The sequence below is a fragment of the Trinickia sp. genome, from assembly GCF_051954495.1.
Taxonomy (GTDB): Bacteria; Pseudomonadota; Gammaproteobacteria; order Burkholderiales; family Burkholderiaceae; genus Trinickia.
In genome coordinates this window covers 1-9,509 of the sequence record NZ_JBQCHR010000164.1, presented here as the reverse complement: position 1 = coordinate 9,509, position 9,509 = coordinate 1, and the positions used below count along the sequence as shown (strand labels likewise).

The 9,509-nt window shown below is 58.8% G+C and carries 8 protein-coding genes; 5 read left to right on the top strand and 3 right to left on the bottom strand.

Features of this window, described 5'->3' with window-relative positions:
- Window positions 1-343: 343 nt before the first annotated feature.
- Entirely contained in the window at window positions 344-976 is a 633-nt protein-coding gene (locus ACTHNR_RS22945) for a LysE family translocator (RefSeq protein WP_440550518.1), read from the top strand.
- A gap of 136 nt (window positions 977-1,112) precedes the next feature.
- Here the strand turns inward: ACTHNR_RS22945 and ACTHNR_RS22940 are convergent, their stop codons facing one another.
- The gene (locus ACTHNR_RS22940; protein ID WP_440550516.1) at window positions 1,113-1,922 is read right to left on the bottom strand and encodes a class I SAM-dependent methyltransferase; all 810 of its coding nucleotides are present in this window, start codon (window positions 1,920-1,922) and stop codon (window positions 1,113-1,115) included.
- A 401-nt stretch (window positions 1,923-2,323) separates the two neighbouring features.
- Between ACTHNR_RS22940 and ACTHNR_RS22935 the strand changes: the two genes are divergently transcribed.
- Window positions 2,324-2,833, top strand: a complete 510-nt coding sequence (locus tag ACTHNR_RS22935) for a DUF1697 domain-containing protein (RefSeq protein WP_440550514.1) — start codon at window positions 2,324-2,326, stop codon at window positions 2,831-2,833.
- 270 nt (window positions 2,834-3,103) lie between these two features.
- Complete coding sequence (locus ACTHNR_RS22930; protein WP_440550513.1) at window positions 3,104-3,838, top strand: transporter substrate-binding domain-containing protein; 735 nt, start codon at window positions 3,104-3,106, stop codon at window positions 3,836-3,838.
- A 359-nt stretch (window positions 3,839-4,197) separates the two neighbouring features.
- Here the strand turns inward: ACTHNR_RS22930 and ACTHNR_RS22925 are convergent, their stop codons facing one another.
- Both ACTHNR_RS22925 and ACTHNR_RS22920 read right to left on the bottom strand, forming a co-directional pair.
- The gene (locus ACTHNR_RS22925; protein ID WP_440550511.1) at window positions 4,198-5,346 is read right to left on the bottom strand and encodes a PDDEXK nuclease domain-containing protein; all 1,149 of its coding nucleotides are present in this window, start codon (window positions 5,344-5,346) and stop codon (window positions 4,198-4,200) included.
- A gap of 194 nt (window positions 5,347-5,540) precedes the next feature.
- The gene (locus ACTHNR_RS22920; RefSeq protein WP_440550510.1) at window positions 5,541-6,458 is read right to left on the bottom strand and encodes a LysR family transcriptional regulator; all 918 of its coding nucleotides are present in this window, start codon (window positions 6,456-6,458) and stop codon (window positions 5,541-5,543) included.
- A 270-nt stretch (window positions 6,459-6,728) separates the two neighbouring features.
- Here ACTHNR_RS22920 and ACTHNR_RS22915 point away from each other — a divergent pair, with 270 nt between their 5' ends.
- Window positions 6,729-8,072 (top strand): YfcC family protein, encoded by a 1,344-nt coding sequence (locus ACTHNR_RS22915; RefSeq protein WP_440550508.1) that lies wholly within the window; start codon window positions 6,729-6,731, stop codon window positions 8,070-8,072.
- A gap of 23 nt (window positions 8,073-8,095) precedes the next feature.
- Entirely contained in the window at window positions 8,096-9,283 is a 1,188-nt protein-coding gene (locus tag ACTHNR_RS22910; RefSeq protein ID WP_440550520.1) for a M20 aminoacylase family protein, read from the top strand.
- Window positions 9,284-9,509 lie beyond the last annotated feature (226 nt).

Genomic DNA, 9,509 nt, shown 5'->3' with positions numbered 1-9,509 from the left:
CGTGAACTTCAGCAACGATCCGAACTACCCGGAAGACGCCCAAATCGCCCAAGCTCGCGTTAATGCGCAAACGGGCAACAATGAAGCGTTCGGTGGCGTGAAAGCCGGGTCGTCCGCTTCGGGTGCGCCCGCGAAGGCCGATCCGCGCAAGTCGATCTACTTCGGCGTTTAAACGATGCTGTGCCTGAGAGTCGCGCAAACGTGCGCGGCTCTAGGCGAGCATCGACAGCGTCTCCGCACGCAAAAGCGGCTTCGTGCGCGTTTCAAAAATCCAAATGTAGGTGTAGCGCTATACTCCCGAGCCATGTGATCTGTCGCATCCATTGCCCCGGAGAAGAGCGCCATGCGTGAAAGTACGTTGCTGATCTTTGCCGCCGTAGCCTTTGTGGGTATCGCAACGCCTGGACCGACGGTTCTATTGGCGTTGACCAATGGCTCCCGCTATGGGCTTCGTCGCGCTGCTTATGGATTTGCCGGAGCGGTCGCATCCGACTTCGTATTGATTTTCTCTGTGGCGCTCGGGCTTGGTGCGCTGCTGGCGGCGTCGGCGTTCTGGTTTTCCGTCGTCAAGTGGGTCGGCGTAGCTTACCTTGCGTATATCGGCGTCAGACTGTTGATGTCGAAAGGGTCGCTGAGCGTGGCGGCCACGCAGGGTGAAACGCACGGCCAGAGCAATTCCGCGATCTTTCTGAAAAGCTTCCTCACCGCCGTCACGAACCCGAAAGGGTATCTGTTTTTCTCCGCATTTCTGCCCCAGTTCATCGCTCCGTCCGCGCCGCTTGCGCCGCAGTACACAGCGCTTGCTATCACGTTTGCGATGCTGGATTGCGCGATCATGTTCGGCTATTCGCTGCTCGGCGCGCGAGCCATTCGACTACTGAAGGAATCCGGAGCGCTATGGCTCGAGCGGTCCTGCGGAGCGGTTCTTGTTGCGCTGGCCGGGTCGCTGGCTTTGTACCGGCGGCACACGGCTTAGCGGGTTGTTGACAGCGATCGGCAAAAAAATCGAACGCCCACAACCGGGTCTTTCTTCGTCCAGCCTGCGTGTGTCCTCGTCAGAGCGACGGGTCGTCGGGGTACAGCCCAAAACGCGGCCGCCCCCCAGAACCCCGTCAAAAATGTGTGAAAACGTTGTTATGGCCGACTCCTCCCAGAAAGCGTAGCTCGGAAAAAGCTAATTCATTGACAACGCGCGACGGTCCTGGATGCCCAGCAAATGAAAACTTCGCGGGACGGTAGTCGGTGTACAAGCTTGAGTCGTCCATCACCAATAGGCCGTCCCGAGCGAGCGCATCCCGACAGACCTTGTAGTCGGTCAATGCGACATCATAATCGTGATTACCATCGATATAGATCACATCCCAAGGTCTGGAACGAATATATTGAACGGCAATCGTATCCGTCGACAAGGCCTTTAAAAAGTGCGGATCAGGCAACCCAAAACGCCGATTGGACGCAAGCGTGTCGTCGAGATAATCAATGTTCTTCAGATACTTACTCACGGTGTCTGCGGCAGGAGAAAATGGCGAGATGCCGTGGATCTCGCACTCGAATGCGCACAACTTCGCAATTAGCCCCATGAGGGAGGTGACCTGCCCGCGATAAACGCCAATCTCAAGTGCATAGCGGGGCTGATGTTCGCGCAAGAGGAGCCACCACATAGCATGAAATGCGTCCTCTCCGAAACCGCGCCGTCGTTCGCTAAAGTAGGATCGGTGGTCGCGAATCTCTGCAGGCGCCAGATGCCACAAATAGTGATGCATATACGCATAAAGCGCATTACGGTCCGGGTACTTCTTAACCGCCTGCTCGAAGGTCAAGTCTTCTGCGAGCGGCTCACGGTAGTGCGAAAAGGACTTACGCTGCAAAATAGCTTGAACGTGGGAAAAGCGAGCGGAGACTGCGCCAGTTACAGAGACCATTTCACCTTCCTCCTAAGCACATAGCCTCACGATGATTGCCGTGTACGATTTGGCTGGTAATAAATATGTAAGGATCAACGAAAGCGGTGAGACAAGCATAAGTGATCGCGCGAGAGCGATCGTAAATTTGTCGAAAACAGACAGATGAATGGCGTTTCCAATTGACGGCCATAAGACTAAATAGATAGCAATTACGGACCAGCCGTCGCCGACTACGTCGCGCTATTGATTGTTTCCGCGTGCGACCGCGCGACGTTGGTCTCTCACGGATAAGGGCGAGTGACCGCTTCACGTCAGCAGGACTCGAATCGGCTACGGCCGCAATGCCTTGCCGCGGTGCGAGCCTATATCCCTGCATCGCCAACACGCCACATCGACGGGCATGGCGATAGAATGCACCGATGACCACCTATATTGCGCTCTTGCGTGCCGTGAACGTCGGCGGCACAGGCAAACTCCCCATGGCCGAGTTGCGGGCGATGTGCGAATCCATCGGCTTCGCCAAAGTGCGCACGTATATCGCAAGCGGCAATGTCGTATTCGAAAGCAAACTCTCGGAGTCTTCGGTGAAGACCAAGCTAGAGCGTTGCCTGGAGACATACGCCGGAAAGCAAGTCGGCGTTCTGATCCGAACCGGTGAGGAACTCGCTGCGGTTCTCGCGGGCAATCCTTTCCAGTCGGCGGCGCCGAATCGAACGGTTGCCATATTCCTCGATGCGCCGCCACCTGCCGACGCCCTAGCCGGCGTAAGCGGCCAGGAAACCGAAGAAATCGCGCTCGGAAAGCGCGAGATCTATGTGCATTATGGAAACGGCATGGCGAAATCGAAACTGAAGATCCAGGCCGCCAAGTCGGGAACCGCCCGCAACATGAACACCGTGGCGAAGCTCGCCGAATGGGCGGCTGCGTAGGTCACGCTTGCTCAGGCGCTTTCGTTCGGCCACTCGAGACCTTTCCGCGACGGCATAGTCATCGCCGCGACGCCAGCGACGACACACACTAGTCCAATCCACGCCGACCTGGACAGGATTCCCCGAGAAGCGCAACGCGGATCGCGACACCAATGGGAACCCGGAAATAGGCTTGTGCCGCCGACCGAGGAGCGACATTCGCCCATGTGAGTAAAATCGTCAACCGTCTGCTCAAGGTTCGAGGGCCATTCTCGTCTACGAGACAAACCGATGAAGGTAACGATTGCGTACATCGAAGAACCTCCGTTCGGCTGGACTGAAGCGGATGGCGCCACTGTCGGCGCTGATATCGATCTCGCGGAGACGATACTGCGACAGATCGGCGTCACCAAGGTCGAACATCGCCTGACGACGTTCAGCGAATTGCTACCCGGTGTTCGAGCAGGCCGCTGGGACATGAACGTTCCGCTGTTCGTGACGCCGCAGCGGGCCGATACCGTCGCGTTCAGTGTCCCAGTGTGGGGAATCGAGGACGGCTTTCTGGTTCGACCAGGAAATCCGAAAGCGCTCGTTAGCTATTCCTCAATCGCCAAATGTCCCGATGCACGCCTCGGCGTGATCGCAGGACAGGTACAGCATGATTCGGCGACGGCGTCCGGCGTTGGGGAAGAACAAATCGTCATGTTTGAACAGCAAGCGGAAGCGATCGCGGCCGTTCTCTCTGGCGCGATTGACGCATATGCGAGTACGGCGTTGGGAAATCGAATGATTGTGAGCCGGATGGGCAGTTCGGTGATCGAGGCCGTTGCACACGAGCCGGAAATGAACGGCAGAAAGCGGACGCCTCCGCTTGGAGCGTTTTCGTTCAACCGAGGAAACGCGGGGCTTCTAGAAGCGGTCAATCAGCGGCTTCGTTCACATATCGGTTCGCCTGATCATCGCGCCCGCATGGCGAAATTCGGGCTGACGGATCGTGAGATCGATCCAGCTGTCGTTGGGGCATGATGGGGCGGCGTTCGGCCACAAGCTGCCGTTCGCCGTTCCAGCAGAGCGGCCAATTGAACGGCCACTTCACTTTGAAACCTGCCAGATCGCTTCGGCGAGCAACGCGGCCAAACTGGCCGTTCACGATTCGCCAACCCGTCGATTAGCGACGACTGGTATCGCACATGCGAATTGCTCCTACGTCCTGTGCGAAATCGAAACCATGCGTAGCTTATCGACGATCATTTCAGTGATTCAGCGAGGCCGTGCCTCTAGGTCGAGCAGCATAGATGTCGACATAGATGCGAGCCGCTTTGACGTCGAGGGGAGGACGTCTCGGGTGAATTCGCGCCCTGGGAAGCGGTGACGGCGGTGCGCATTCATTCAGTCGGTGCATGTCCCGGCCGTGCCAGGGGTCGCGCCTCCAACTCTCGTCGCGTCCTCGCCAATTCCTCGGCCAGAATTTTCTCATCGGGCAAGACAGTCTGATATTCGGCGGCCAGTACCTTGTTGGGTAATCCTTCTAACGCGTAACGTGCCACCGCGGCATTGGTGCGGGCGCAGAGGATCAGGCCCACTGGTGGATTCTCACCGGGCAGCGTCCAGTGTTCGCGAGCATAGTTGCAGTACATGTGCATTTGCCCGACGTCGGCGTGACTCAGTTCAGTGAGCTTCAGGTCGATAATGACCAAGCAGCGAAGACGCCGGTGGAAAAACAGCAGATCGACGCGGAACCAGGTCTCGCCGATGCGAAGGCGACGCTGACGCCCAACGAAAGTGAAGTCGCCACCGAGTTCCAGAAGAAAATCCTCGAGCCGGTGAATCAGCGCGTCTTCCAGGTGTGATTCGGAGTACTCGTCTTTAAGGTTGAGGAATTCGAGAACGTAGGGGTCCTTGATTGCCTCGTCCGGCGTGACCAGATCGCTGGCTTGCGGTCGGCCGCCTTTTTCCAGCATCGCGCGCTTGTTCCTAGAAAGCAGGGCACGGGTGTGGTACTGGGTGGCGATTTGGCGATCGAGCTGGCGTATGCTCCAGCCTCCGCGCAGGGCCTCGCCTTCGTAGAACTCGCGCTCTTCCACGGAACGGGTGCGACGGATCAAATGAACGTAGTGCGACCATGACAGCGGGAACACCGTGGCCAACTGCTCAAGGCTTAACGTCCGAGACAGCGTCTCGGATTTCTCGCGCGCAATCTTCGGCGGCAATTTCCGAGACAGCGTCTCGGAAATCTGGTCTGGCGGGTACGCCAGATAGAACAGGCGCATCTGCTCCAGGTTATCTGTACCAAAACCTCGTCCGAACTGCGCCGACAGGTCGGCCGACAGGCGTTTGAGGAGGGCTTGCCCATAGCTTGCCCGCCCTGCGCCGCCTTGCTCGAACTCGACAATGCGTCGACCGATCTTCCAGTAGGTGGCCGTCATCAGTGCGTTGACGCTGCGGGCGGCTGTGCGGCGAGCAGTTTCCAGCAGGGCGATGATGTCGCCATGAACGGCGCCATAGTCAGGGTTGTCGGTTCTGAGATCAGTCATACCTGTCCTCATGCTGCTCGCGGCCCGGCATTGTATCAATGTGATGGGGTTCCGGGCCGCCGCTCGGATGGAACCATCCTATCGCACGATTCCGGTTCGCCACGCTCGACCATACGGCAGACGTACTTGCTCTCGATTCCGTACTAAAGTCCGCAACGCAGCTCGCCAAATGCAGCCCTTCATCTTCGTCACAATCACCGCTGCGTCGACATCAGCCTGACAATCTCCCGAAGAAGATAGTTCGCGGCCGGACCTAGTCGCCGCCCGACTCTCGTCATGACGTAGCGATCGAACGTGCGAGCGATAGGATGATCGATGGGCACAGCCGTGACCTGCCCCGCCGCGATGCGCTCCTGCGCCGCGCGGCGCGTCATGAACGCCACCGCCAGATTCTGCGCCGCCAGCGCCGCCGCAGTCGAGAACAAATCGCAGCGGAACGCCGGAACATACGTGAGCCCCAGATCTGCAAGAATCGCATCGATGTATGTTTGCAGTCCAAAGTCCGGCGGCATGAACACCAGACGTTCATCGCGCAGTTCTTCCATCGACACGGACTTGCGCCCCGACATTCGATGATCGACACAGAAGATCGCGCACAGCGGCTCGCTCTGAAACAACCTCGAATTCAGCGTGGGATCGGTCGCGGCTCCAATGGACACGCCGATGTCGACCTCGTCCTCGCGCACCATGGAGAGCAGTTCGGGTAGGCGTCCCGTGCGCAACTCCACCGCGATGTTCGGATATTTGTCGTGGAACTGCTTCAGGACCGTGGAGACCAGGCTCGCCACGATGCCTTCACCGACAGCGAGGGTGACCTGACCTCTGCGCAAACTACGGTACTCGTCCAGTTGAGCGCGAAATCGCCGCGCCTGTCGATCCCGCTCTCGAAAATACTCGACCGCCATATGACCGGCTTCGGTCAGTTCCATCCTGCGCCCCCGCCGTGACACGAGCGATAGCCGCAACTCGCGCTCGGCAAGAGAGACCTGACGGCTGATCGTAGAAACGTTGACGCCGAGACCAACCGCCGCCTGACGCATACCGCCGTACGTCGAGATCGCGACAAGGTACTGAAGTACGCGCTCAGAGAGGTCGCGCTCGATCGATTCCATTTCACCGCTTCCAAACGTTGCCTGCAAGGCAACATTTTTGCCGTGTCGGCGGCAACTTTCCATCGGGAGAATCGCCGATACTGCGCTCCATACTGGATACGGCCGGCACACACGGTCCAAGCCGGACAGATCGGACGACAACCCGTCAACACGGAGTGAGGAGCGGACATGAACGAACATAAGCTGGCAGCGGCGAAGGCCGAGCCAAGCTCCATGGGAGACAGCCAATCGCCAACGGCGAGCAGACGGAAAGACTCGATTAATCCCTACGTGTTGCTCTTTTTCATGCTGATCGTCGCGGCCGTCGCTACATGGGTGGCGCCGGCAGGCGAGTTCACTCGTACGGTCGCTAACGGCGTCAGCTTTGTCGTCCCCCACAGCCTGACTCGGGTGCCACAGCACGGCGTATTGCCTGGCTTCATGTTCGTTGCGCTCGCCAACGGCATGATTAAATCCGCCCCAATCATCTTTCTCATTCTGTTCACGGGCGGCGCGCTCGCTGTCGTTGAGGCGACCGGTGCGATCCGTTGCACGCTCAATGCGTTGGTCGGACGCGGCGCCTCGAGCGAACTCACCACGATCGTCATCGTCTGCGCGGTATTCTCGTTTCTTGGCACACTGGGGGTCGTGAACAACTCCGTCGTCGCGTTCGTTCCCATCGGTCTGCTGCTTGCCGAATCGATGGGGCTACCGCGGGAGATCGGAGCAGGCGTGATCTATCTCGGCACGTATTCCGGCTTCAACACCGCCATCCTCAACCCGGTCACCACGGGATTGTCGCAGCGCCTGGCTGGCCTCCCGATGTTTTCGGGGATGTCGTTTCGCATCGCCGTGTACCTCGTCTTCGCGCTGACGACGGCCGTTTTCCTTGTGGTTCGGACGCGGGCGTACCGCCTATCCGGAGAAGGCAATCCTCATGGATATCATTCGATCGGCGATGCGCAGGCCGCTCCGTCCGAACGCCTCAATGCCCGCCACCTAACGATCGTCGGCATCCTGCTGGTGTGTCTGTCGGTCTTCGTCTATGGGGCATCGTCGAGACACTGGACCGAGACAGAAATGATTGCAACGTTTCTCGTCGTCGCGATCGGGGCAGGGATAGTCGGCGGCATTGCGCCCAACAAGCTGGCGGATACGTTCTTGTCGGGCTGCGCACGGCTGATTCACGGCGCGCTGATCGTCGGTGCGGCCCAGTCCATTTCGATCGTCCTCAGCAGCGGCAAGATCCTAGACCCTGTAATCGACATGCTTGCGGGAATTCTCGCGCCGCTCAGCCCAACGATCGCCGCCGTCGGCATGTTCCTCAGTGCGGCTTTGATACACGTCGGAATATCGTCGGGTTCCGGCGAATCCGCGGTACTGGTTCCGATTTTCGCGCCGCTCGGAGATGCACTGCATTTGACCCGGCAGGTTTCGGTGCAAGCCGTGCTGCTCGGCGAAGGATTCGTCAATTGCTTCAACCCGACGTCCGGCGTCTTGATGGCCGTTCTCGCCACGTCCGGTATTCCCTACTCGCGCTGGGTTCGCTTCGTTGCTCCGCTTCTGCTCGTGTGGTTCGTGATCTGCATCATCGCTATTGCGATCGGGGTCGCCATCCACTGGGGCCCTTTCTAATCGATCTTCCTCTCACGTTGCCCATGTTATTTCCCGACTTGAGTTCACTGTCCGACGTTGCGCCGCTGGAAAGCGATCTCCGCCAGTTGCGTTACGCGCTGCACTGCTGCCCAGAGCTCGCGTTCGAAGAGACGCAGACGGCGGCGTTGGTCGCTAGCCGGCTAAAGGAGTATGGATACACCGTCGAAACGGGCATTGCCGGAACGGGGTTGGTCGGCACGTTGCGGCTCGGAAGCAGTCCGCGTCGCATCGGCATTCGCGCGGATATGGATGCACTGCCGATCGAGGAACTCAACACGTTCGATCACAAGAGCCAATTCCCGGGGCGGATGCACGCGTGCGGTCACGATGGGCACACCGCCATGCTGCTCGGCGCGGCGCGTCACCTCGCGGCGCGCCGGCGCTTCGATGGCACGCTGCATCTGATCTTCCAGCCCGCGGAAGAAAAGGGCTTTGATAGCGGGGCGAAGCGAATGGTCGAGCAAGGCCTGTTCACACGTTTCCCGTGCGACGCGGTGTTTGCCATGCACAACCATCCCGGCCGCGCGGCGGGAACCTTTATGTTTCGCAAGGGCGCGTTCATGGCGGCAGGCGATCGAGTCTTCATCAAGATCGTGGGGAAAGGCGGACATGCCGCGCGCCCGCATCTGGCCAGCGACCCCATCGTCGCGGCCAGCAGCATCGTGATGGCCCTGCAGACGGTTGTCTCCCGTAACATCGACCCGGCAAAACCGGCGGTGGTGACGATCGGAAAATTCGCGGGCGGAACCGCGCCCAACATCATCCCTGGCGAGGTCGAACTGAGCATCAGTGTTCGGTCCTTCGACGAGGACGTTCGACGCATCTTGAAAGAACGGATCACGAAACTCGTCCATGCGCAGGCCGACAGCTTCGACGTTGTGGCTCACATCGATTACACGGAAGGGTATCCGGTCGTGACCAACGCGGAGGCGGAAACCGATCTCGCCATCCAGGTCGCGCGCGAGTTGGTCGGCGATGCGAACGTCACGGAGAACATGGAGCCATTAATGGGCAGCGAGGATTTTGCGTACATGCTGCAGGCGTGTCCAGGGACGTTCCTGCGAATCGGAAATGGTCCGCACGAGGGCGGAAAGACGCTCCATAGCGCAACGTATGATTTCAACGATCAAAACCTTGTCGTCGGCGCTGCGTTCTGGGCGCGACTCGTAGAACGGTATCTGCAGAGGTAGAACCTAGCCGCTCGAATCGCGGTGCGCTGTCCATCATCGTATCCAACGCCTTCGCCCAACGACCTCGTCCCGATTGTGAACAAATTTGCAACGATGAGTTAAGCAAATAGGTATTAACCCTAGAGCCTCCGATCGCTACACTGCAGTCATCGGTTCAGCACAAAGCAAACCGAGACACACAGAAAGTTAAATAACTCTTGGAGGTAATAGTCATGAAATCGCTCAT